The sequence below is a fragment of the Streptomyces sp. NRRL S-337 genome (assembly GCF_000720175.1).
Taxonomy (GTDB): Bacteria; Actinomycetota; Actinomycetes; order Streptomycetales; family Streptomycetaceae; genus Streptomyces; species Streptomyces siderophoricus.
In genome coordinates this window covers 38377-59910 of sequence record NZ_JOIX01000014.1, presented here as the reverse complement: position 1 = coordinate 59910, position 21534 = coordinate 38377, and the positions used below count along the sequence as shown (strand labels likewise).

General features: G+C 71.3%; 21 protein-coding genes and 2 pseudogenes. 16 read left to right on the top strand and 7 right to left on the bottom strand.

The features are described 5' to 3' along the window. Nucleotides 1–10 precede the first annotated feature (10 nt). The 5 genes from IG62_RS0112825 (at nucleotide 11) to IG62_RS0112805 (ending at nucleotide 4232) form a co-directional block, all read left to right on the top strand. Complete coding sequence (locus IG62_RS0112825) at nucleotides 11–409, top strand: DUF4345 domain-containing protein (RefSeq protein WP_030801204.1); 399 nt, start codon at nucleotides 11–13, stop codon at nucleotides 407–409. Between the two features lie 60 nt (nucleotides 410–469). Then, nucleotides 470–1096: an alpha-ketoglutarate-dependent dioxygenase AlkB gene (locus tag IG62_RS0112820; protein WP_030801202.1), complete on the top strand. Its 627-nt coding sequence runs from the start codon at nucleotides 470–472 to the stop codon at nucleotides 1094–1096. A gap of 172 nt (nucleotides 1097–1268) precedes the next feature. Continuing rightward, a complete protein-coding gene (locus IG62_RS0112815; RefSeq protein WP_030801198.1) occupies nucleotides 1269–1844 on the top strand; it encodes an AMIN-like domain-containing (lipo)protein in 576 nt (191 codons plus the stop codon). A 171-nt stretch (nucleotides 1845–2015) separates the two neighbouring features. Continuing rightward, a complete protein-coding gene (locus IG62_RS0112810; protein WP_030801196.1) occupies nucleotides 2016–3248 on the top strand; it encodes an FAD-dependent oxidoreductase in 1233 nt (410 codons plus the stop codon). 99 nt (nucleotides 3249–3347) lie between these two features. Continuing rightward, nucleotides 3348–4232 (top strand): aminoglycoside phosphotransferase family protein, encoded by an 885-nt coding sequence (locus tag IG62_RS0112805; protein ID WP_030801193.1) that lies wholly within the window; start codon nucleotides 3348–3350, stop codon nucleotides 4230–4232. Nucleotides 4233–4323: 91 nt separating this feature from the next. On the opposite strand, the pseudogene IG62_RS50085 reads toward IG62_RS0112805, so the two are convergent. Both IG62_RS50085 and IG62_RS0112800 read right to left on the bottom strand, forming a co-directional pair. Continuing rightward, nucleotides 4324–4524, bottom strand: a pseudogene (locus IG62_RS50085) (helix-turn-helix domain-containing protein); the annotation flags it as partial. Then, a complete protein-coding gene (locus IG62_RS0112800) occupies nucleotides 4488–5201 on the bottom strand; it encodes a TetR/AcrR family transcriptional regulator C-terminal domain-containing protein (protein WP_030801191.1) in 714 nt (237 codons plus the stop codon). The gene IG62_RS0112800 and the pseudogene IG62_RS50085, both read right to left, overlap by 37 nt. 202 nt (nucleotides 5202–5403) lie before the next feature. Between IG62_RS0112800 and IG62_RS0112795 the strand changes: the two genes are divergently transcribed. Both IG62_RS0112795 and IG62_RS47195 read left to right on the top strand, forming a co-directional pair. Next, the gene (locus tag IG62_RS0112795) at nucleotides 5404–7176 is read left to right on the top strand and encodes an FAD-dependent monooxygenase (RefSeq protein ID WP_234326457.1); all 1773 of its coding nucleotides are present in this window, start codon (nucleotides 5404–5406) and stop codon (nucleotides 7174–7176) included. Nucleotides 7177–7316: 140 nt separating this feature from the next. Continuing rightward, on the top strand, nucleotides 7317–7454 hold the full coding sequence (locus tag IG62_RS47195; RefSeq protein ID WP_158795038.1) for a ferredoxin: 138 nt from the start codon (nucleotides 7317–7319) through the stop codon (nucleotides 7452–7454). 135 nt (nucleotides 7455–7589) lie between these two features. Here IG62_RS47195 and IG62_RS0112785 read toward each other — a convergent pair whose 3' ends face one another. After that, nucleotides 7590–8267 carry a GAP family protein gene (locus IG62_RS0112785; RefSeq protein ID WP_030801188.1) on the bottom strand — a complete coding sequence of 226 codons (678 nt, stop codon included), beginning with the start codon at nucleotides 8265–8267 and terminating at the stop codon, nucleotides 7590–7592. A gap of 495 nt (nucleotides 8268–8762) precedes the next feature. On the opposite strand from IG62_RS0112785, the gene IG62_RS0112780 reads away from it, so the two are divergent. The 5 genes and pseudogenes from IG62_RS0112780 to IG62_RS0112760 all read left to right on the top strand — a co-directional run bounded on the left by IG62_RS0112780 (nucleotide 8763) and on the right by IG62_RS0112760 (nucleotide 13547). Then, nucleotides 8763–9908: a catalase family protein gene (locus IG62_RS0112780; RefSeq protein ID WP_030801187.1), complete on the top strand. Its 1146-nt coding sequence runs from the start codon at nucleotides 8763–8765 to the stop codon at nucleotides 9906–9908. A 56-nt stretch (nucleotides 9909–9964) separates the two neighbouring features. After that, nucleotides 9965–11356 carry a Dyp-type peroxidase gene (locus IG62_RS0112775; protein WP_199812465.1) on the top strand — a complete coding sequence of 464 codons (1392 nt, stop codon included), beginning with the start codon at nucleotides 9965–9967 and terminating at the stop codon, nucleotides 11354–11356. A gap of 80 nt (nucleotides 11357–11436) precedes the next feature. Beyond that, nucleotides 11437–11916, top strand: coding sequence for a hypothetical protein (locus IG62_RS47190; RefSeq protein ID WP_051798004.1), 480 nt, complete (start codon nucleotides 11437–11439; stop codon nucleotides 11914–11916). A gap of 1 nt (nucleotide 11917) precedes the next feature. Beyond that, a pseudogene (locus tag IG62_RS0112765) lies at nucleotides 11918–12268 on the top strand (oxidoreductase C-terminal domain-containing protein); the annotation flags it as partial. 46 nt (nucleotides 12269–12314) lie between these two features. After that, complete coding sequence (locus tag IG62_RS0112760) at nucleotides 12315–13547, top strand: cytochrome P450 (protein ID WP_030801179.1); 1233 nt, start codon at nucleotides 12315–12317, stop codon at nucleotides 13545–13547. An 86-nt stretch (nucleotides 13548–13633) separates the two neighbouring features. Here the strand turns inward: IG62_RS0112760 and IG62_RS0112755 are convergent, their stop codons facing one another. Both IG62_RS0112755 and IG62_RS0112750 read right to left on the bottom strand, forming a co-directional pair. Further along, nucleotides 13634–14278 (bottom strand): CAP domain-containing protein, encoded by a 645-nt coding sequence (locus IG62_RS0112755; protein WP_030801177.1) that lies wholly within the window; start codon nucleotides 14276–14278, stop codon nucleotides 13634–13636. 343 nt (nucleotides 14279–14621) lie between these two features. Continuing rightward, nucleotides 14622–15530 carry a LysR family transcriptional regulator gene (locus IG62_RS0112750; RefSeq protein WP_030801175.1) on the bottom strand — a complete coding sequence of 303 codons (909 nt, stop codon included), beginning with the start codon at nucleotides 15528–15530 and terminating at the stop codon, nucleotides 14622–14624. A gap of 84 nt (nucleotides 15531–15614) precedes the next feature. Between IG62_RS0112750 and IG62_RS0112745 the strand changes: the two genes are divergently transcribed. Both IG62_RS0112745 and IG62_RS0112740 read left to right on the top strand, forming a co-directional pair. Continuing rightward, nucleotides 15615–16538, top strand: a complete 924-nt coding sequence (locus tag IG62_RS0112745) for a PhzF family phenazine biosynthesis protein (RefSeq protein WP_030801172.1) — start codon at nucleotides 15615–15617, stop codon at nucleotides 16536–16538. Nucleotides 16539–16658: 120 nt separating this feature from the next. Next, nucleotides 16659–17447 (top strand): MBL fold metallo-hydrolase, encoded by a 789-nt coding sequence (locus IG62_RS0112740; RefSeq protein ID WP_030801169.1) that lies wholly within the window; start codon nucleotides 16659–16661, stop codon nucleotides 17445–17447. A gap of 21 nt (nucleotides 17448–17468) precedes the next feature. Here the strand turns inward: IG62_RS0112740 and IG62_RS0112735 are convergent, their stop codons facing one another. Further along, a complete protein-coding gene (locus IG62_RS0112735) occupies nucleotides 17469–19736 on the bottom strand; it encodes an FUSC family protein (protein WP_030801166.1) in 2268 nt (755 codons plus the stop codon). 366 nt (nucleotides 19737–20102) lie between these two features. On the opposite strand from IG62_RS0112735, the gene IG62_RS0112730 reads away from it, so the two are divergent. Both IG62_RS0112730 and IG62_RS0112725 read left to right on the top strand, forming a co-directional pair. Continuing rightward, a complete protein-coding gene (locus IG62_RS0112730; RefSeq protein WP_030801163.1) occupies nucleotides 20103–20567 on the top strand; it encodes a hypothetical protein in 465 nt (154 codons plus the stop codon). Nucleotides 20568–20788: 221 nt separating this feature from the next. After that, the gene (locus IG62_RS0112725; protein ID WP_030801161.1) at nucleotides 20789–21079 is read left to right on the top strand and encodes a hypothetical protein; all 291 of its coding nucleotides are present in this window, start codon (nucleotides 20789–20791) and stop codon (nucleotides 21077–21079) included. A 24-nt stretch (nucleotides 21080–21103) separates the two neighbouring features. On the opposite strand, the gene IG62_RS0112720 is transcribed toward IG62_RS0112725, so the two are convergent. Beyond that, the gene (locus IG62_RS0112720) at nucleotides 21104–21343 is read right to left on the bottom strand and encodes a hypothetical protein (RefSeq protein WP_030801160.1); all 240 of its coding nucleotides are present in this window, start codon (nucleotides 21341–21343) and stop codon (nucleotides 21104–21106) included. Nucleotides 21344–21534: the final 191 nt, after the last annotated feature.

Here is a 21534-nt window from a genome sequence, read left to right as displayed (position 1 = left end):
GCAACGGGTCATGGACAGAGTGCTCAGGTGGCTGGTGTGGGCCATGGGGATCGCCTGTGTGGCGATCGGGGCCTTCCACCTCGTGCTCGGCATCGCCTCGGTACCGGGCGAGGGCTCGGCCGGCGCGACCGTGGACAGCCGGGAGCGGTTCTACAACGCGATCTTCCTCGGGTACGGCCTGGCCTGGATCTGGGCGGCCCGGCAGTCACCGATCCCGGCGAAGGCGGTGCGCGCACTCGCCGGGATCTTCCTGCTCGGCGGGATCGGCCGACTGCTCTCCCTGGCGGTGCACGGTCCGCCGCAGTGGTTCCAGGTCCCGCTGACCGTCCTGGAGCTCGTCCTGCCGCCGGTGTACTTCTGGCTGGCGGACGCGGAGGAGCGGACCCGGGCTGTCACCTCGGAGGCCTGAGCGGCACCGTGCGCACCGCGTGGCAGAACATACTTTCGAATATCTCGGTACGCTGGAGGCATGGGCACGCAACTCCAAGGTTCGCTCTTCGACCAGACCGACGAGATCCGACTCGGCCCGCTGCACGGCATCCGCCGGACCGAGCTCGGTGACGGGGCCTGGATCGATCTGCTGCCCGACTGGCTGAGCGGGGCGGACACGCTGTTCGTACGGCTCGCCACCGACGTTCCCTGGCAGGCCGAGCGCCGGCAGATGTACGACCACGTCGTGGACGTCCCGCGGCTGCTCGCCTTCTACCAGGCCGACGACCCGCTGCCGCACCCCGTCCTCACCGAGGCCAGGGACGCGCTCTCCGCCCACTACGCCGACGAGCTGCGCGAACCGTTCACCACGGCCGGGCTCTGCTACTACCGCGACGGCCGGGACAGCGTGGCCTGGCACGGCGACCGGACCGGCCGCGGCAGCCGGGCGGACACCATGGTCGCCATCCTGTCCGTGGGCGCGCCGCGCGATCTGCTGCTCCGGCCGCGCCGCGGCGGCAGCACCGTACGGCGGCCGCTCGGGCACGGCGATCTGATCGTCATGGGCGGCTCCTGCCAGCGGACGTGGGAGCACGCGATACCCAAGAGCACCCGGGCGGTCGGACCGCGGATCAGCATCCAGTTCCGGCCGCACGGCGTGCGCTGACCGGCCGGCCCGCCCGATGGCCGGCGGCACCGTCCCGCGCCCGGCCGGTGACCCCTTTTTCACGACAACTTCCGTCGCACGCTGACCGGAATGCGTCTCTCGGGCAACGTCCGTGCCGTCCGGTCGGTCCTACCGCGCGGACTTCATCCATCACCTTCCTTTGGGGGCAGAAATGCGACGGTTGGCGACAGCGGCCACGGTGGTCGTCCTGACGGGCGCCGGGGTGCTCGGGACGGCCGGAATGGCCGGCGCCGCGACCGGCCCGGCGGGCAAGCACGGCACGGTCACCGCCTGCACGACGCACTGGGGCAGCCTCGACAAGACGGCGACCGAGGCGAACGCCCGGCCGCTGAAGAACATCACCACCAGCCAGCACACCTGCTACGACCGGATGGTCTTCGACATCGGCGGCGCCACCGGCAAGGTCGGCTACCACGTCGGCTATGTCGACGCCTTCCACCAGGACGGCTCCGGCGAGCAGATACCGGTCCAGGGCGGCGCCATCCTGCAGGTCTACGTCTCCGCCCCGAGCTACGACCCGGCGACCGGCAAGCAGACCTACGCCGGCACGGCCGGCAAGCCGCTGCCGGGCGTGCACATCAGCGGATACCGGACCTTCAAGGACACCCGCTTCGGGGCGAGCTTCGAGGGGCAGACGCAGATCGGCCTGGGCGTGCGGGCCAAGCTGCCGTTCCGGGTGCAGCAGTCCGGCAGCCAGCTGATCGTGGACGTCGCCCACACCTGGTGAGCCGCCTTCAGCCGGTGAGACCGTGAGCCACCCACCGTTACAGCCGACCCGGGCCGCTCGGCCCCGGGTCTGGCTACCGGGGCGTATGGGCATATATGCCTGTGCCGATGCCCGTGCGCCTGCCGGTGCGGGTGTGGCGGACCCGGTAATTCCGCGGAAGGAGCGGTGGCGATGGAACGGACCACGTGCTGTGTGGTGGGCGGCGGTCCCGCCGGAATGGTCCTCGGCCTGCTGCTGGCCCGGGCCGGCGTGGAGGTCACCGTCCTGGAGAAGCACGGCGACTTCCTGCGCGACTTCCGCGGCGACACCGTGCACCCCTCGACGCTGGCGCTGCTGGACGACCTCGGCCTGGGCGAGCGGTTCGCGGCCCTGCCGCAACGGCGGGTGACGACCGTTCAACTGCCGCTCGGGCCGGGCCGTTCGCTGGTCACCGTCGGGGACATCGGGACACTGCCGGGCAAGTTCAACTACATCGCGATGGTGCCGCAATGGGACCTCCTCGACCTCCTGGCGGACGAGGCCCGGCAGGAGCCGTCGTTCTCCGTCCGTATGAGCACCGAGGCGACGTCGTTCCTCATGGAACGCGGCCGGGTGAGCGGCGTGCGGTACCGGACGTCCGACGGGCGGACCGGGGAACTGCGGGCCACCCTCACCGTGGCCTGCGACGGCCGCGGCTCGCTGGCCCGGACGCTGCCCGAATTGGGACGTGAGGAGTTCGCCTGCCCGATGGACGCCTGGTGGTTCCGGCTGCCGCGGCACGGCGGCGATCCGCACGGGCTCGTGGGCGGCGTCGGCGACCGCTTCCTCACCGCCATGATCGACCGCGGCGACTACTGGCAGTGCGCCGGACTGATCCCCAAGGGGACCGACGCCGAACGCCGCGCCGCCGGCCTCGACGCGTTCATGGCCCAATTCACCGCCGCCGTTCCGTGGCTCGCCGACCGGGCGCACGCCGTGCGGTCCTGGGACGAGGTCAAGCTCCTCGACGTCCGCATCGACCGGCTGCGGCGCTGGCACCGGCCCGGCCTGCTGTGCATCGGGGACGCCGCGCACGCGATGTCGCCGGTCTTCGGCATCGGCATCAACCTCGCGGTCGAGGACGCGGTGGCCGCCGCCCGGTACCTCGTCGAACCGCTGCGCGCCGGGGCGGTGGGCCTGCGGGACGTGCGCGGTGTCCAGCGCCGCCGGTGGCCGACGACGGTGCTCACCCAGGGTCTGCAGCGGGTGGCGCACGCCCGGGTCATCGAGCCGGTGCTGACCGGCCGGCCGCCGTTCGGCCATCCGCGGCGCGCCGAGCGGCTGGCCGAACTGCTCACCCGTTCCCGGTGGTTGAACCGGGTGCCGGCGTACTTCCTTGCCTACGGCGCCCTGCGCGAACGCCCGCCGGCCGCCTCGGTGCGCTGACCCGGTTCGCCGCGCCGACCGGGGTGCCGGCCCCGAAAAGCGTTTGACGTCCGCCCCCGTCCGGCGGTCGGATGACGCCCCATGAGCAGCACAGGGCCGATGCATCCCGGCCTGCACCCACTCGACGACGACCTCGTACGGCGGCTGATCGCCGGGCAGTTCCCGCGCTGGGCGGGGCTGGCGGTGGAGCGGTTTCCGTCCGGCGGCACGGTGAACGCCATGTACCGGCTGGGCGACGACATGGTCGTACGGCTGCCGCTGGTGCCGGGCGGGGCGCCGGACATCTCGTTGGAGCAGGAGTGGCTGCCCCGCCTCGCGCCGCGGCTCCCCATGGTCATCCCCGAGGTGCTCGCGGCCGGGGAGCCCGCCGAGGGGTATCCCTGGCCGTGGTCGGTGTACCGGTGGCTGGCGGGGGAGAATCCCGAGGCGGGTGCGCTGAGCGAGCCCGTGCTTCTGGCCGAGGACCTTGCCCGGTTCGTGACGGCGATGCGGGGCCTCACTCTCCACGGGGCGCCGGCGGCCCATCGCGGCGGGCCGCTCGCCTCGCTCGATGCGGCGACCCGGGCGGCCGTCGAGGAACTGCGCGGCATCCCGGAAGAGGCCGTGGACTGCGATGCGGTGGCCGCCGTATGGGAGGACGCGCTGCGCACCCCCGGCTGGGACGGGCCGCCGGTCTGGCTGCACGCTGATCTGATGCCGGGCAATCTGCTGGTGGCCGGCGGCCGGCTGACCTCGGTGATCGACTTCGGCTGCATGGGGGTGGGCGATCCGGCCTGCGACCTGTTCCCGGCGTGGAATCTGCTGCCGGCCGACGCCCGGAAGGTCTTCCGTGCGGCGCTGGGCGTGGACGACGCGACCTGGATCCGCGGCCGGGCCCGGACGCTCTCCCAGGCGCTGATCGCGCTGCCGTACTACCGGCGGACGAACCCGACGATGGCGCACAACGCCCGGCATGTGATCCGGGCGGTGCTGGCCGAGGGCTGAGTTTCCCGGAAGAGGCGGAGGCCCGGGCGGCGGGCCGAGGTTCCTCAGCCCTCGTCCGCGCCGTCGTCGGGCACCGGCGCAGCTCGTCCCCCGGCCGGCACCGGAGCGTGCGGCAGATCGCTTCGAGCGTGGTGAACCGCACCGCCTTCCGACGTCCCGACGATGGTGTCGACCCGGCGGAAGGCCGGCGGGCCGACGAGCGCGTCGCGCCGGACCAGGGCGAGCAGCCTCCACCCGGCGTCGCCTGCGCGCAGGTCAATCGATGAGGGCCCCGACCCCGTCGAGGATGCACCGCAGGCCGAACTCGAACTGGTCGTCCGGGCCGGTCTCCGCCGCCTCGATCACCCGGCGGGCGAACTGCGGGTACGCGCCGCTCTCGACGACCTCGCGGATGTACGGGCCGACACTGGCCTGCCACTGCTCCTCGGTGAGGCCGGTCCGCTGCCGGGCCTGGATCTCGGCGAGTTCCTGGGTGACCGCACCGAAGACGTACGCCAGCACGGTGTCGACGACGCGGGTGGCGAGGGTGATGTCCGGGGTGAGCGCGCCGGCCGCGGTGAGCGCGACGTCGTGCTGGCGCAGCGAGTTGGCGCCGAGTGCCGGGCGGCCGGTGAGCTCGGCGCCGAGCCACGGGTGGCGCAGCAGGGTGGTCCGCACCTGCCGGGCCACGTTCGCGAGGTCGGTGCGCCACTCGCCGGTCAGCGCGGGCGGCGCCTCCGTGCCGTGCACCTCGTCGATCATCAGGTCGAGCAGCTCGTCCCGGCCGGCGACGTAGCGGTAGAGCGAGGCGGTCCCGGACCGGAGTTCGGTGGCCACCCGGCGCATGGACAGGGCGGTCAGCCCTTCGGCATCCGCGATCGCGAGTGCCGTCCGCACGATCTCCTCCACGCCCGGGGCCTGGCGTCGTGGGGTTCGCCGGTCCTTCGTCCAGACCAGGGGTGGCGCGGGCTCCTTCGCCGCGTCGGCCATCGCAGTCCTCCTCGTAGTGGTGGTGCCGGGTCGGTCCGGGCGCCGAACTCCTGCTTCACCTGCGCCCGTTGCGAACAGCGTATCGCAATGGCTACGGTGTTTCCGTAATGGCTACGGTGTCCTCATTCGGGCTCGCCGTGGTCTCCATCGGGCTCGCCGTGGTCTCCATGGCCTGCCCGGCAGCCGAAACGGGGGAGTTGTCATGCCCGAAAACCCTGCACGTCCGATGCCCGCCCACATCCCGGTCCTGATAGCCGGGGGCGGCACGGTCGGCCTGTCCGCCGCGCTGTTCCTGGCCCACCACGGCGTCCCGTGCCTCGTCGTCGAGAGCGAGGACCGGCCGTCCCGCCACCCGCGTGCCACCGGCATCGGCCCCCGGACCGTGGAATTCCTCCGCGAGGCGGGGATCGCGGAGGCGGTCGACGCGGTGGCGATCGACATGTCCGCCGGAAACCTCGGCAAGATCTCCGCCACCACGCTGGCCACGGCCGAGCTGCCCGAGCCGGCGCCGTCCGGCCCCGCACTGCCCGCGGCCGACCCCGACGGGAAGGGCCGGTTCACCCCGACCACGCTGCGCGGCACCTGCCCGCAGAACCGCCTCGACGCCGTCCTGCTGCCGGCTGCCCGCGACCGGGGCGCGCTGGTGCACCACGCCACCCGGCTGCTCTCCTTCGAGCAGGACGCGGACGGTGTCACCGCGATCGTCGCCACCCCTCCCGGGGCCGACGGGCAGAGCGGCCGCCAGGTCGTCCGCGCGGACTACCTCCTGGCCGCCGACGGCGCCCGCAGCCAGGTGCGGGCCGCGCTCGGCATCGGCACCTCCGGCCCCGGCGGCATCGGCACGCCGATGGTGAACATCCTCTTCCGCGCCGACCTCCGTCCCTACACCAAGGGCCGGTCCTTCGTCTCCTGCGACATCACGTCCCCCGAAGCCCCCGGCATGCTGCTGACCGTGGACGGCGCCGAGGAGTGGATCTTCCACACGCCGTACGACCCGGGCCCGGACGGGTCCGGCGCGCACGAACCGAACCGGGACGTAGCGGGCCCGCGCGCCTCCGGCACGGTCCCGACGCTCGACGCGTTCACCCCCGACCACTGCCGCGCGCTGATCCGTACCGCCATCGGCGCGCCCGGCCTCGACGTCGAGGTGCTCAGCACCCTGCCGTGGCGGCCCCGGGCCCAGCTGGCCGACCGCTTCCGCGACGGGCGGGTGTTCCTGCTCGGCGACGCGGCCCACACCGTGCCGCCTGTTGGGGCGTTCGGCCTCAACACCGGGATCGCCGACGCCCACAACCTCGCCTGGAAGCTGTCCGCCGTGCTCGCCGGCCACGCCGGATCCGCTCTCCTCGACAGCTACGAAGCCGAACGCCGCCCGGTCGCCGCCCTCACACTGGAGCAGTCCAGGTTGCGGCTGGCCGACCCCCGGCTGCACTGGGACCGCAGCCCGCGGACGGCCGCCGCACGGCGCGCGGCCGGTGTGCTCGACCCGATGGTGGTGCACCTCGGATACCGCTACACCTCCGGCGCCGTGCTCGACCCGCAGCCCGAACTCCCCGACCAGGACGACCTCGCACGCCTCCTGGACGGCACCCCCGGCTCCCGCCTCCCGCACCTCTGGCTCGACGGGGACGGACGCCGGCTCTCCACGCTCGACCTGGTGCGGTCCCGTTTCACCCTGCTCACCGGACCCGGCGGCGACGCCTGGGCGGCCGCGGCACGGGATGTGGCGGACCGGCTCGGCATCGACCTCGCGGCGCACCCGATCGCACCCGGCGCCGCGGTGACCGACCCGGCAGGGCACTGGCCCGGCATCGCCGGACTCGCCGGGGACGGCGCGCTCCTGGTCCGGCCCGATCAGTTCGTCGGCTGGCGAGCGGCCACCCTGCCCGACGACCCGGCCGACGCCCTCGCCGGAGCCCTCACCCGGCTGCTCGCCCGGGACGGCGGGCCGGCGTCCGGCGGCCGCGCGCGGTAGCCGGGCCGCCCGCCCCTCCAACGGCCCCTCCCCACCTGCCCCGCGCCCCGTCCCGCGATACACAGGGACGACGAGCCGACGCCCACCGCGCATGCCGCTCACCGCACGCATGCGCCGCACACCACGCGTACCACGCGGACGTGCCCGGCCCTGAGGGTGAGAGGAGTGGCAGCGGACCGATGAACGTCGTCGTCGACCTCAATCGCTGTCAGGGCTACGCACAGTGCGCCTTCCTCGCCCCCGAGGTGTTCACGATGCACGGCGAGGAGTCTCAATGACGAAGTCAAGCCCGGTGTCCAGGTACTCGCTCTGCCGCCCCCATCGCTTGGCGACTGGCCACTACTCGAGCGGCGCGTCCTTCCGCCACGCATGTCACGCCGCCTGCTCGTGCCATCGATCGTGCACGGGCGCACTCAGGTGGTGAGAATACTGATGCCGTCCCCGAGTAGTTTCAGACCGAGAACCAAGAACAGGACAGCCATCACGGCGACGTTGTGCTGGGCTGCCCAGTCCCGCCAGGAGCCGAGTACGTGCTTCGCCCGTTCTCCCATGATCAGGTAGACGGCCAGCGGCGCGAGGACTCCGAGAGACGCGATGATCACAAAGATGGCGAGCGTCGCGACCTGCTGCGGAACGGGGATTCCAGCCGAGCTGATCGAGGCGCCTGCGGCAATGGTGAGTGGTGCGTTCTTGAGGTTGGCGGCCGACAGGGCCAGGCCCAGTGCCAGGATCTTGATGGCGGTGAAGCGATCGATCGCGGCCATCCATTTCGGCAGCTGGGCCTGGGATGGGTCGGTGGGGCGCCGGCGCCATTGCCGGGCGCCGAAGAGGACCAGCAGCACGCCCAGGGCGAGCTTGAGGCCGCCTACCCAGGTCGCCGGCTGCTTGTGTGCGGAGGCTCCGGCGGGGCCGCCGATCGCCAACATGATCGTGCCCAGTGCCGCGAGTCCCAGGACCCAGCCGAGAGCGAACAGTGATCCGTTGAGGCGTCCGCTCGGCGTGGCCAGGATGAGGATCATGGCCACGATGGGAAGCGGGCTGACCGCGACAGCGGCTGCCAGTCCCAGTACATCACCGACAGCGTGTCCCAAGGCGGCCTCCGCACGTGGTCGTAGAGATCACTCTGCACGGACAGAGGACCAGGAGACCAGCTGACCGGCCAGCGCAATCCGGCTTGGTCTCCACGTACATGGTCAGGTGGCGTCCGCCTCGAAGCGCGTTGGCCGAGACGAACGGGTGAGCGGCCGGCGCTTCGAGGGACTGCGGGAGGGCTGCGGGTGCCATCGGGTGGTTCGTGAGTGGACGCCAACGGCCGTTTCCAACGCGCGCCCGCCTTTCCGGCGTGCCTACGATGAGTCACGTGAGGGCGTTCATCAGCTGGATGCTGATTGCGCCCGCACGGCGCGTTGGTCAGTCAGTCGCACCGGTAGGACGCCCACTGTTCGGCGGGTGGCTCGATGACCGGCGATACACGCGCTGGCACTCTACTGAGGCGCTCGGGAAAGTACGTTGCCGTGCTCCCGGGACCCCAATGAAGCGCTGTGCGCCCACAAGATGCTTCAGGCAAAAGAGGAGACGGTCGCGTCATGCCTGTGCGCTTCATCCCTTACGCGCCGGATGTGGAGATCGACGAGCCCGGCTTCGACGAGAACGTGCAGAAAGTGATCGCCAAGACGGAGGAGTACATCACCGGATCGGTGACGACCGGAGGTACCGGGCAGGCGGTCCGCGACGCCCACGCCAAAGGCTATGGGCTGGTCAGGGGGGAGATGGAGATCCTCGACGGGCTGCCCGAAGAGTACGCCCAGGGCATCTACGCCGCCCCGGGCAAGCACGATGCGCTCGTGCGGTTCTCCAACGGGTCCCCCCATGCCGGGGCCGACGCGCGTCTGGGACGCGCGACGGGGCTGGCGTTGAAGATCTTCGACATCGAGGGTCCGACGCTGCTGGAGGACGAGCCCGACAGCCGGACGTTCGACTACAACCTCATCAACGCGCCGGTCTTCTTCTGCAACACCGTGCAGCACTACCTGTTCATCCAGGACCTGTTCCTCAGGGCCGGCGAGTACTTCGCCGACGGCAAGCGCGGCCGGCACCGCTTCTACCGCGAGTATGTGACCGGAAAGGGAACCCTCAGCGAGGACGACTGGGCGTGGGAGGAGTTCCTGACCTTCCTCATCGTCGCGCAGCGCCCTCTGGTCAACGTGCTGCTGTCGGCCTACACGACGATGGGGGCTGTGCGGCACGGTGAATACATCGCCAAGGTGCGTATCGCCCCCGACCCCGGCTGCGCGGCGACGGTGGTCGAGCGCCGCATGGACGTGACCTCGGCGGAGGAGGTCTTCCGGCCGGCCCTGGTGTCCGAGTTGCGTGAGAGGCCCTACACGTTCGACATCCAGGTGCAGCTGTGTGCCGACCTGGAGCGGATGCCGGTGGAGGACCTCACGGTCGAGTGGCCGGAGCAGTTGTCCCCGTACGTCACGGTGGCCAAGCTCCGTCTCCCCCAGCAGGACATCTCCGGGGAGGACAACCTCCGGCGCATGGATGCGCTGTCCTTCACGCCCTGGCGGGTGACGGAGGCGCACCGCCCGCTGGGCAGCCTGATGCGGGCCCGCAAGGAGGTCTACCGCCACTCCTCGATCCTGCGCCACCGCCTCAACCAGCAAGAACGGCGCGAGCCGCGCAACGCGGACGAGGTGCTGCTGCTGACGACCGCGGTCCCTCATCACTGACCCTCTGCGCGCATCCCCCAGGGCACGGTGCCACCACGACACGGAGACGGAACACGATGGCAGACAGCGCGGGACAGGCCGAGGAGCAGGTGCTGGAGCTGGACGACATCCAGGGCACTCTGCTCAGGCAGCGCCCCACGCCCTTCACCGGCGCCTACTTTCTGCTGCGCATCGACGACCCCGGCGGCGGCCGGCAGATGCTCGCCCGCCTGGTCCCTCACGTCGCCTCGGCGACCCAGTGGTGGGATCCCCCCAACCGTGCGTGGCTGAGCGTGGCGCTGAGTTACTCGGGGCTGCGGGCTCTCGGCGTTCCGCAGGAATCGCTGGACAGCTTCCCCGACGCCTTCCGCGAGGGCATGGCGGCGCGTGCCGGACGGCTCGGGGACACCGGCGACAGCAGTCCCGAGCGATGGGACGCCCCGCTGGGCAGCGCGGACGTCCATGTCGCGGTCTCCCTGTTCGCCCCGGACGCCGCCGCGATGGAGTCCCTGCTGGCCACGGCCCGCGAGACACTCAGGGACCTGCCCGGGGTGTCGGTCATCTACCGGCTGGATGCCTCGGCTCTGCCCACCAAACGCACCCACCTGGGCTTCGTGGACGGCATCGGCGAGCCCGACATCGAGGGCTCCGGCGTGGCGAGCATCGCGCAGCGGATGAGCGGCGGTGACTACGGCTACCTGCCCGGCTTCGGCCCCACCATCAAGGCCGGCGAGTTCGTACTCGGCTATACCAACGAGCTGGGCCGGCTCACGCCCATGCCCCAGCCCGACGTCCTGGGCCGCAATGGCACCTACGTGGCCTTCCGCAAACTGCACCTGCGGGTCGCCGAGTACCGCCGCTACTTGAAGGACAACGCCGCCTCACCCGAAGAAGAAGAGCTGCTCGCGGCCAAGATGGTCGGCCGCTGGCCCAGCGGCGCACCCCTGGTGCTCGCGCCCGAGCACGACGACCCCGACCTTGCCACCGATCCACACCGCGTCAACGACTTCACCTACCACGTGCAGGATCCGGCAGGCCAGCGCTGTCCGCTTGGCTCCCACATCCGGCGGATGAACCCGCGCGACGCCCTGACCGACACCCTGGTGGACGTGAAACTGCACCGAGCCCTGCGGCGCGGCACCCCGTACGGCCCCATGCTCCCCGAGGGGGAACTGGAGGACGACGGCGCCGAGCGCGGCATCGTGTTCATCTTCATGGGAACCGAACTCGTCCGGCAGTTCGAGTTCCTCAAGTCCCAGTGGGCCAATGACGGCGACTTCGTCGGCCTCGGCGACGAGAAGGACCCGATCGTGGGGAGCAATGACGGCACGGGCACCTTCACGATCCCCAAGCGGCCCGTGCGCCGCCGGCTCCAGCAGCTGCCCCGCTTCGCCGTGACCAAGGGAGGCGAGTACCTCTTCCTACCCGGCATCCGTGCTCTGAAGTGGATTGCCGAACGTGATACCTGAGCCGCGTGTGCAGGGCCAGACCGGATTCGATCCCGACTTGCCCCACCCACCCGCGGCGTTCCGAGAAGGGATGTCCTGACATGGCGACGAACACACAGACACCCAGCCGCCCAGGTCTGCGACAGGGCAAAACCAATGAGTTCACCCTCTTCTTCAACGTCAAGCCCGGCCACGCACAGCAGATCCGCGACCTGTTCAAAGAGGGCCCCGAGTACGAGAGGCGACGGGACGCAGCCGGCCGCATCGGCACGCTCCACGACGCACGCTGGGTCCTCTTCGACAACGACACCCGCCTTCTGTTCGCCAGCAACTTCGACGGTGACTGGGACCAGTACATCGACGACTTCGGCGCGATAGTCCCGGACCTGTTCGACGGCGTCCTGCAACACACCGAGGACTACCCGGGCATCAATGACCCCAGCATCAAGGATTTCGTCGTCGCCCACCAGGCCACAGCGTGCTCCTACTTCCGCGGCGCACCCGAAGCCACGATCACAGACATCCAGAAGGCACTACGCGTCAACAAGGCACTCCAGCAACTGCTCGACGCGGCAAGCTGACAGCCAGTTCGGCCTGAACATCAAATCCGTCGGCGTCCCCACCTTCTCCGACCAGGTGGTCATCGCCCAGGGCTCCCTCAAAGAGCTCCGGCTGGTCGCCGTCTACGGCTACCGGGGGCGGGTCACCGCGGCGGTCAGCGTCAACCAAGCCAAATCGCTGGAGTACTACCAGCGCCTGATCGAGACCGCGGCACCGTTCCCGCCCGCACCGGGCGCCGCCGACCAGGGCGAGTCCCCGGCCCCGGTCCCCTCCGACGTCCCGGACCCCAAGGTGCTCTCGCACGCCCCGACCGTCGCCCTCACCGGCCATCTGCCCGACCGTCGCCTGACCCTGGTCCAACCGGGCCGCTGAGACCACGGACGGACCACCGTCCCCCACCGCGTGAGGAGCCCCGCCCATGGCCGCGGACCCCGAGACCCTCTTCGAGCGGATCACGGACTACGCCAGCCGGCCCGACCCCTACCCGCTCTACGCCGAACTGCGCGAGCACGGCGTGGCCCGGCAGCAGAACGGCAGCTACCTGGTCGGGACGTACCACGACATCAACGCCCTGCTGCACGACCCGCGGATCAGTTCCGACCGCCGCAACCGCACCGAACCCGACGAACTGGGCGATGCGGAGCGGGGCATCCCGCCGTCCTTCATCGGCCTGGACGACCCCGAACACCACCGGCTGCGCAGCCTCGCCATGCGCTCCTTCGGGCCGCCCCACAACCCCGGCCGGATCGACGCCCTGCACGGCGAGATCACCCGCATCGTCCAGGACCTGCTCGCCCAGCTCCGCACCAAGGACCGCATCGACCTCGTCGACGAGTTCGCCTACCCGCTGCCGGTCACCGTGATCTGCCGGCTCCTGGGCGTACCGACCGAGGACGAGCCGACCTTCCGCGGCTGGTCGGACACGATCGTCTCCGGCTTCGACCCCACCCCGGGCACGGACCCCGCCGCACGGCAGCGCGCGGCCGCCGACGCCCGCCGGGCGATGGGCCTCTACCTCGGCGAACTCGCCGAATCGCGCCGCGGCAGTCCCGGCGGCGACATGCTCTCCGCGTTCGCCACCGACCCGGGCCCCGACCACGGCGGGTTCAACCAGCTCGAAATCATGACGACCGCCGTGCTGCTGCTGATCGCCGGCCACGAGACGACCGTCAACCTGATCACCAACGGCATGCTCACCCTGCTGCGCCACCCCGAGGCGCTGGAACGCCTCCGCGACGAACCGGCGCTGATGCCCCGGGCGGTCGAGGAACTGCTGCGCTACGAGCCGCCGGTGCAGATGCTGCCGCAGCGCACCCCGCTCGCCGACATCGAGATCGACGGCGTCACCGTTCCGCGCGGCGCCCCGCTGATCCTCGTGCTCGCGTCCGGCAGCCGCGACCCGCGGCGGTTCGCCGAACCGGACCGGTTCGACCCGGGCCGCGAGGACAACCAGCACCTCGGCTTCGGCGGCGGCGTCCACAGTTGCTTCGGCGCCCCGCTGGCCCGGCTGGAGACCGAGGCCGCGCTCACCGCCCTCATCCAGCACCTCGCCGGCCCCCGGCTCGTGGAGGACCCGCCCCCGTACCGCCGAAGCCCCGTCCTGCGCGGCCCCCGGCACCTGCTGATCGACCATGACCGGGCGGGTGGCTGAGGGCCGCGCGGAATGCGGCGGAAGAACGGGACGGGGCGGGAGCGGAGGAATTCAGCCGGTCGTCATCCGGCCGTTCCGCAATTGCCTCATCCGGCCGTGCCGAAGTCCTGCGTCCAGTAGTCCCCGGGCTGGGCGAGACCGACGCCGAGCTCCTTGAAGGAGCAGTCGAGGATATTGCGCTTGTGGCCGGGGCTGTTCATCCAGCCCTTCATCACGCTCTCCGGCGAGGAATATCCGTAGGCGACATTCTCGCCGTACGCGCTCCAGTTGTATCCGGCGCGGGTGATCCGCTGGCCGGGGTCCGACCCGTCGGAACCGGTGTGGGACATGTTCCGGTGCGCGGCCATGTCCTTGCTGTGGTCCTGCGCGGCCTTCGTCAGCTTCGCATTGAGCTTCAGCGGGGAACAACCGGCCTTGCTGCGCTCGCTGTTGACCAGCTTCAGGATGCTGGCCGCCGCGCTCGAGGCCGGGGCGCTGCTCGGTGCCGCGCTGGTGGACGCGGCGGGCTTCGCCGTGGTTCCCGCGCTCGGCTTGGTGTGCGATCCGGCGCTTCCCGAGTGGTGTCCCCAGTGGTGGTGGTGGGCGTGCCCGTGCCATTTCCCGTGGCCCCAATGGCCTTCGTCCGGTCCGTTCAGGCATGCCATGGCGGCGGTCGGCACGGCGAGCGCGCCGACGGCCAGGGCGCCGATGGCTATCTTCCGGTAATGCCTCGTCCGGCGGTGCTTCGTCATCGATGACCTCACTCGGTGGGGGGGAGGTCGTCATTTTTGGAAAGCCCCGCCACACAAGCAAGGAAAGGCGGTAGGCGATATCTACTAATGCGTTTAGTAGTGCGTGCCGGCCCTTGTCGTCGGCGGTGAGGTGTGCTGCCCGGTACCGGCAATTCCCGGGAATGCCTGTCGCCCCGTCAGAATTGCCTTCCGGCCCGTTCCGTGGGGACAAAAGGCCGAGGGGCCGCCTGCCGTCCGCGCGTCCGCGGGGCATCGCCGCCTCAAGGTGGACAAATCCCTTATGTCGGTGGAAGGGATTGCTACTAGCCGGCTTAGTGGCAGCCGGTGGAGGTTATGGCAGATGTCACAAGGAGGTGTCGGCGAAGGCGGCGGTCAGCTCCTCGGTGACCGCCCGGGCGCCCGGCGACACCCACCGCCTGCGGTGCCGGACGAGCTGTACGGGCACGGGCGGGGCCTCGGGCCCGTGCACGACGGCCAGTCGGCCGCCCGCCAGCTGCCCCTCGACCGTCACCTGCGGCAGCAGGGTCAGCCCCAGGCCCGCCGCCACGCACGAGCGGGCGGCATCGATGCTGCCGAACCGGGTGATTCCGGGACGAGTTCCCGGTACGCCCCGCAGGGCACGGACCAGCCGGTCGCTGTACGAGCAGCCCTCCTCGTGGACGAAGAAGCTCTCCCGGGCCAGCTCCTCCCAGTCGGCCGTCCGTCCGGCGAGCGGATGGTCCGGCGCCGCGACGTACGTCAACGGCAGCTCCGCGATCCGGTGGGCCAGGAGATCGCTCTCGACCACCTCCGGCTCCAGCACCAGGGCCAGATCGAGCCGGCCACCGCGCAGCCCGTCCACCGCCGCCGCTGTACCGACCGCGTTCAGATGCACCTCCAGTCCGGGATGGGCGCGCCGCAGGGCGGCGATCACCGACGGCAGCCGCGAGGCACACAGCGAGTCCGCCGCCCCGATCGTGACCTGGCCCGCCACGGTCCCGCTCGCCGTGTCGCCGTGCCAGGACGAGGCCGTCGCCCGCAGCCTGGCCACCGCGTCGAGCACCGCCTCGGCCTCCTCCAGCAGCCGCAGCCCGGCGGCGGTCGGAACCGTCCCCGACGGCAGCCGGTCGAACAGCGGCGTCCCCAACTCCTTCTCCAGCGTGCGGATCTGGACGGTGACCGTGGACTGTGCAAGATGCAGGGCGCGGGCCGCCGCGGTGAAGCTGCCCGCTCGCGCGAGCGCCACGAACGATTCCAGAAGCCGGGTCTCCATCCCCCCACGCTATCGCGATCCCCGATGGAGCCCAGCAAGATTTATCGTTGGACGCGATGGCCGTCGCGGTGACACGGTGAACCCATGACGAACCACACGGCACCCTCCCTCGACTCTCTCGACTCCCACACCCACCCCGCCGCATCCGCGGACGCGGACGTCGAGGTGCTGCGCTACACCGCCTTCACCACCGACCCCGCGGGCGGCAACCCGGCCGGCGTGGTGCTCGACGCCGAAACCCTCGACGACACCCGGATGCTGGCCATCGCCGCCGAGGTCGGATACTCCGAAACCGCCTTCGTCACCGCCCACGACACCGCCGCCCGCCGCTACCGGCTGCGCTACTTCAGCCCCCGCGCCGAGGTCGCCTTCTGCGGCCACGCCACCATCGCCACCGCGGTCGCCCTCGCCTCCCGGGCCGGCACCGGAGAGCTGGTCTTCGACACCCCGGCGGGGGAGATCCGGGTGTCCACCACCGTCCAGGACGGCTCCGTGCGTGCCACGCTCACCAGCGTGCCCGCGCACTCCCGCCCGGCCGGTGACGCCCTCGTCGACACCGTCCTCGGCGCGCTGGACTGGAGCCGGGACGACCTGGACCCGCACCTCCCGCCGCACATCGCCTTCGCCGGCAACGACCACCTCGTCCTGGCCGTCCGCAGCCGGGAGCGGCTGGCCGCCCTCGACTACGACTTCGACGCCCTGCACGACCTCATGCGGGAGCACGGCTGGACCACCGTGCACCTGGTGCAGCGCCAGGCGCCGGACCGCCTCGACTTCCACGCCCGGGACCCCTTCCCGGTCGGCGGCGTCGTCGAAGACCCGGCGACCGGCGCCGCCGCCGCGGCCTTCGGCGGCTATCTGCGCACCCTCGGCCTGGTCACCGAGCCGGTGCGGGCCCACCTCCGCCAGGGCGAGGACATGGGCCGGCCCAGCGACCTGTACGTCGACATCGACCCCGACGACGCACGGATCAGGGTGACCGGCGCGGCCGTTCCGCTCACGGACTAGGCCCTGGCCGCGGACGCGGGCCGGAATGCGCCCCGGCACACCGGCGATACGGATCATGCGGACGGCCTCCCGCCGTCCGCACCGTCGCCCCCGCGGCGCCCCTGCAAGCGAAAGGCAGTCATGAGCGCATCCCCGTCGTCCGGTGGAATCACCGTCCGGTATGTGGGCGGTCCCACGGCACTCCTGGAGGTCGCCGGGGTGCGGCTGCTGACCGACCCCACCTTCGACCCGCCCGGTGACTACCCCATAGGCGAGCGGAAGTTGGTCAAGACGGCGGGCGCCGCGCTCACCCCGGAGGAGATCGGCCCGGTCGACGCGGTGCTGCTCTCCCACGACCACCACCCGGACAACCTCGACCGCACCGGCCGGGCGTACACCGCCGGGGCACCGCTGGTCCTGTCCACCGCCGCCGCGCGCGAACGGCTCGGCGGCCCGGTCCGGGCGCTGGCCGACGGCGAACGGATCACCCTGCCCCGCCCGGACGGCGGCACCCTCACCATCACCGGAGTCCCCGCTCAGCACGGCCCCGACGGCACCGAGCACCTGGTCGGCGAGGTCACCGGCTTCGTGCTGTCCGGCCCCGGCCTGCCGACGGTGTATGTCAGCGGCGACAACGCCTCACTCGACGTGGTGCGGTCGATCGCCGAGCGGTTCGGGCCGTTCGACGTGGCGCTGCTGTTCGCCGGCGGGGCGCAGACCCCGCTGCTCGGCGACGCGTACCTCACCCTCCCCAGCGACCGGGCCGCCGAGGCCGCCGGCATCCTCGGCGCCCGCCAGGTCGTACCCCTGCACTTCGAGCACTGGGGCCACTTCAGCCAGGGCGGCGACACGCTGGTCGACGCCTTCCGGCAGGCCGGCATCGAGGACCGGCTGCGGCTGCTGAAGCCGGGGGAGCAGATCGAGCTGTGACCGCCCGGGCCGGCCGGTGCGTCAGGCCCGCGGGCCGGCGTTCCGGCCGGCCACCGGCACGTCCAGCGGCCGGGCGATGCCCACCACGTTTTCGTCCAGCCGCTGCAGGTGGCGCAGCACGCGGAAGGTGACGGTCCCCGACCGCAGCGCCGGGGAGTCGCTCGCCTCCAGCATCGCGGCGATGCTGGCCCCGGCCTCCACCTCGCCCTCGGCCGGCTCGTCCCGCACCCGCGCGGCGATCAGATCCAGGTTCCGCGCGATGCGCTTCCCGGCGAGCGAGAGCCGCGGATCGGCCGCGATCGTCCTGCTGTACGGCACGAGTTCGGCCGTCGCCGCCAGCGACCGGGCGTGATAGGCGCAGGTCTCCAGCAGCGCCACCAGATACTGCGCGGTCTGCCGCCGCACCCTCAACGGCGTGATCGGATGCGTCAACGGCCGGGTGGAGGCCCGCAGTTCGTCCAGCGCCGTGTCCAGATCACGGGCCAGGCCCAGCAGGTCGACGGCGGGCCCGCCGCTCAGCTGCTCGACCGCCGCGGCCACCACCTCCCGCAGCCGCACCAGCACCGTGTCCAGGTGCTCGTCCGTCCGCCGGTCGGTGTGGACCGGCAGCACCAGCATCGCGGCGATGATCCCGCAGGCCGCGCCCAGCGCCGTCTCCTCGATGCGCAGCACCAGCACGGACAGGCTGTAGGTGTCGAGGAGGGTGTAGAGCAGCCCGAGCATCGCCGTGACGAAGAACGACATCAGCGCGTACGACAGCGGCGCGGTGAAGAACATGCCGAAGATGCACACCAGCACCAGGGCGAACGCGGTCCACGTGTGGTTGCCGACCAGTCCGGCCAGCCCGACACCGGCGACCACCCCGAACACCGTGCCCACCAGCCGGCGGTAGCCCTTCACCAGGATCTCGCCCGTCGACGAGGTGTTGAGGAAGACCACCCAGCAGGTGAGCACCGCCCAGTACCAGCGCTGGCTGGACAGGAACTCCCCGCCGACGATGGCCAGCGCCGAGCCCACCGCGACCTGGAAGGCCGCCCGGGTGGTGGGCCGCTCCAGCCCGGTGCGGTCGTCCTCGGGCTCGTCGCCGTCCTCGCCCGCCCCGGCCACGATCGCGAGGTCCTCGGCGTCGAACTCCTCCCGGGACCGCGTGGTGGCCGGCGAGTCGTCGGACTCGTCCTGCGGCCCGTCCAGCGCCAGCCGCAGACCCAGCACGGCGCGCGCGGCCTCACCGATACCGCGGAAGGCGTCCTGGACGGCCGGCGAGGCCGGCGGCAGCTTGTCCTCGTCGCGGTAGCCGAGCAACCGGTTGCGTACGTGCGCCAGCGCCGTACCGCGGTCGTCCGGCGCCCGCCGCGCCACCAGCAGGTTCAGCGCCTCCAGATCCCGGCGCAGCCTGGTGTGCACATCGCCACCGGTCTCCAGCACGCTCGTGGTGGTGGGCAGTGCGGCGTGCGGGAGGTGCAGGGTGAGGGTGTCCGCGCGTTCGGCGCTGCGGGCGTTGAGCAGCAGCATCCCCAGCCGCTCGGCGGCGATCTCGGCATCCGCGACCCGGCGCTGCAGCAGCCCGGCCGTGGCCTCGTCCGGGGTGCCCTCCTCCAGGCGGCCCTGGATCATCAGCGCCGCCTCGTGCAGCCGCGCGGTGTCCCGGCGCAGATCGTCGAGGACGTCGTCCAACTGCCCGGGCTCCGCGTCCATGAGGGCGAGGTGCGTGGCCACCAGCTGCGCCAGCCGCGCCCGGAAGGCGGCGCGCAGCCGGGCGAGGGTGCGCTGCGGGGTCTCCGGGACGACGGTGAACCGTACGACCGCGCTGCACGCGAAGGCGACGGCCAGGGTCAGCGCCAGCTGGGGCAGCGCCGGCACGGTGGCCCGCACGAACAGCGACACGAAGTAGACCTGGAACCCGATCAGTCCGAGCGCCGTGCCACGGTCACCGAACCGGCGGGAGTAGACGGCACCGAAGATCAGCGCCAGGAAGGACAGATCGCCGGCGACGACATTGGCGTGCAGCAGCGCTCCGAGGGTCATCGCGGCGAGCGCGACGGGCAGGCCCAGCGCCAGCGTGATCGCCTGGCCGCGGACCTCCTTCTCCCGGATCGCGAAGGTCGCGACCATCGCCGTCATCGCGCCCGCGACCATCAGGGTGACGCCGGTGTGGAGCAGCGCCAGGACGACGAGCGTGACCAGGATCGCCCCCACCGTCCGCAGCCCCGCCATCAACCGCAGCAGCCCGGGATCGGAGGCCGCGAAGCGGTCCCAGGTACCGGTCACAGCCCGTCGTATCGCTGACATCACGCCGCCCTACACTCCCGATTCTCGTCCTGAGCAGGGATGACTCAGCATCCCATGACGGCTTTCCGGGGGCAGCGGCCGGTCGGCGCGCCCGCTCCGGAAGACGAAGAAACGGGCGAATTGCCCCGTCCGGCGGATTATTACGGTACGGCGCCGAATGCCGCCCGATGCCGGGTGAATTCCCGCGGCGAGACATTGTCCCGAAGGGCATTGCCCACCCGTTCAACTGCCCAAAGATTCAATACCCAGAAGACCGCGCACTCGGAAAACTCTTCACCAGCCGATCGGAACTTCCGGTCCAGGTAAGGCCGCTTCCGGACCCCCTGCGGGTACGGCCGTACCGCACAGTTGATTTGAGGAGTCTTCATGCGCAACAAGATGCGAATAACCGCAGCAGCCCTGACCGCCGCCGTGGCCCTCGGCGTCGCCGCGCCGGCCGCCTCCGCCGCCACCGAGGCCCCGGCCCGCACCGCCGCCGTGCAGACCCTCACCGTCGAGCAGGCCCGCACCGTCCTGCCGGCGAACCTGTCGCAGCAGCTCGCGGACGCCGCGGCGAAGACCGGTGGCGCCAGCACCGCCGCGCAGACCGGCGCGAGCCAGGTCAAGCCGCACGGCATCATCGACAAGCTGCGGAAGAAGGCCCTGAAGGCCGCCTTCAAGCGCCTGCCGAAGAGCTGGCAGAAGAAGCTCATCTCTTGGGCGAAGAAGGGCAAGGGCTACTTCACCAAGCAGTGGAACAGGCTTCCGAAGTGGATCCGCAAGACGCTGACGCTGGGCGGCATCATCTCCACGAAGGTCGCCATCGAGTGGCTGATCGACATCATCCTGTGAATCCCCGCCGCTAGCGGAATCCCAGGCTGAACGACGTGCGCCCCTGGTACGCTCCGGCGACCCGGGGCGCACGCCGTATATCCACCAATTCCCGTTCCACAGCGGCGAGTTACCGGAAGGCCACGGGTCGCCGGACGCACCCTCGGCGGACCTTTCCCGGACTCGCCGCCGATCCCGGGACGCCGGCACCGCCCGCCCGTCCACGTAACCGAGGAGCAACCATGGCGCACGAAACACAGCAGGCTTCCGGAACCGACGAATCGCCGTTGAACCACACCTGGCCCGTGCTGCTGTTCATCGTGGCGAACATCGGTACCGGCTTCGCCGCCGACCGCCCGGTCATCTTCTGGATTTCCGCGGCCGTCGGAATTCTGGGCATTCTGGCCACGGTCGGCTGCCTGAAGAAGATGTGGAACATCCGGAACGAACAGCCCAGTGCCTATTTCTGGGGCCTGGTGCTCATCGCGTATTCGGCCTACCTCATCTATTCCGTCGCCGATCACGTCGTCTGACCTCGCACGAGGGGACCGTGCCCACTACTGCCCCTTGTTCAGCACCCGGCTGACCGGGGTGAGCAGCTGGAACACCGACGTGAGGGAGGTCGCCGCCCGGGCCACTTTCCCATGGGGTCCCAGCTGATTCAGCTTGGCCAATTCGTCGTCCACGCTGAACAGCAGCGGACGGTCCGTCTGCGAGGCGTTCGCGGCAGGATGGACGGCGGCCGAGGCCCCGGCAGCCAGCAGCAGGGCGGCGAACGTACGGTTCATTTTGGTCATGCCGTTCTCAACGACAGCGCGGCCCGATGGCAACCGCGGCCGCGAAACTCACACTTTATGACGCCCGGCCGCCGCCGTCGGTCCGGTTCCGGGTTCGCCGGTTCGCCACAACCCCTCCGGGGGCTGAACTGTCTCCCTGGGCAAAGACACCCCGGGAACCCGCCTGACCACGGGCTCCCGGCGCAGAGAAC

Excerpts from the sequence above, each read along its gene's own strand:
- IG62_RS0112820 (WP_030801202.1), top strand. The coding sequence starts at position 470 with ATGGGCACGCAACTCCAAGGTTCGCTCTTCGACCAGACCGACGAGATC.
- IG62_RS0112725 (WP_030801161.1), top strand. The coding sequence starts at position 20,789 with ATGGCGCACGAAACACAGCAGGCTTCCGGAACCGACGAATCGCCGTTG.
- IG62_RS0112735 (WP_030801166.1), bottom strand. The coding sequence starts at position 19,736 with ATGTCAGCGATACGACGGGCTGTGACCGGTACCTGGGACCGCTTCGCG.
- IG62_RS0112780 (WP_030801187.1), top strand. The coding sequence starts at position 8,763 with ATGCCTGTGCGCTTCATCCCTTACGCGCCGGATGTGGAGATCGACGAG.
- IG62_RS0112800 (WP_030801191.1), bottom strand. The coding sequence starts at position 5,201 with ATGGCCGACGCGGCGAAGGAGCCCGCGCCACCCCTGGTCTGGACGAAG.
- IG62_RS0112745 (WP_030801172.1), top strand. The coding sequence starts at position 15,615 with ATGACGAACCACACGGCACCCTCCCTCGACTCTCTCGACTCCCACACC.
- IG62_RS0112750 (WP_030801175.1), bottom strand. The coding sequence starts at position 15,530 with ATGGAGACCCGGCTTCTGGAATCGTTCGTGGCGCTCGCGCGAGCGGGC.
- IG62_RS0112805 (WP_030801193.1), top strand. The coding sequence starts at position 3,348 with ATGCATCCCGGCCTGCACCCACTCGACGACGACCTCGTACGGCGGCTG.
- IG62_RS0112755 (WP_030801177.1), bottom strand. The coding sequence starts at position 14,278 with ATGACGAAGCACCGCCGGACGAGGCATTACCGGAAGATAGCCATCGGC.
- IG62_RS0112760 (WP_030801179.1), top strand. The coding sequence starts at position 12,315 with ATGGCCGCGGACCCCGAGACCCTCTTCGAGCGGATCACGGACTACGCC.
- IG62_RS0112795 (WP_234326457.1), top strand. The coding sequence starts at position 5,404 with ATGCCCGAAAACCCTGCACGTCCGATGCCCGCCCACATCCCGGTCCTG.
- IG62_RS0112740 (WP_030801169.1), top strand. The coding sequence starts at position 16,659 with ATGAGCGCATCCCCGTCGTCCGGTGGAATCACCGTCCGGTATGTGGGC.
- IG62_RS0112815 (WP_030801198.1), top strand. The coding sequence starts at position 1,269 with ATGCGACGGTTGGCGACAGCGGCCACGGTGGTCGTCCTGACGGGCGCC.
- IG62_RS47190 (WP_051798004.1), top strand. The coding sequence starts at position 11,437 with ATGGCGACGAACACACAGACACCCAGCCGCCCAGGTCTGCGACAGGGC.
- IG62_RS0112825 (WP_030801204.1), top strand. The coding sequence starts at position 11 with ATGGACAGAGTGCTCAGGTGGCTGGTGTGGGCCATGGGGATCGCCTGT.
- IG62_RS0112775 (WP_199812465.1), top strand. The coding sequence starts at position 9,965 with ATGGCAGACAGCGCGGGACAGGCCGAGGAGCAGGTGCTGGAGCTGGAC.
- IG62_RS0112730 (WP_030801163.1), top strand. The coding sequence starts at position 20,103 with ATGCGCAACAAGATGCGAATAACCGCAGCAGCCCTGACCGCCGCCGTG.
- IG62_RS0112720 (WP_030801160.1), bottom strand. The coding sequence starts at position 21,343 with ATGACCAAAATGAACCGTACGTTCGCCGCCCTGCTGCTGGCTGCCGGG.
- IG62_RS0112810 (WP_030801196.1), top strand. The coding sequence starts at position 2,016 with ATGGAACGGACCACGTGCTGTGTGGTGGGCGGCGGTCCCGCCGGAATG.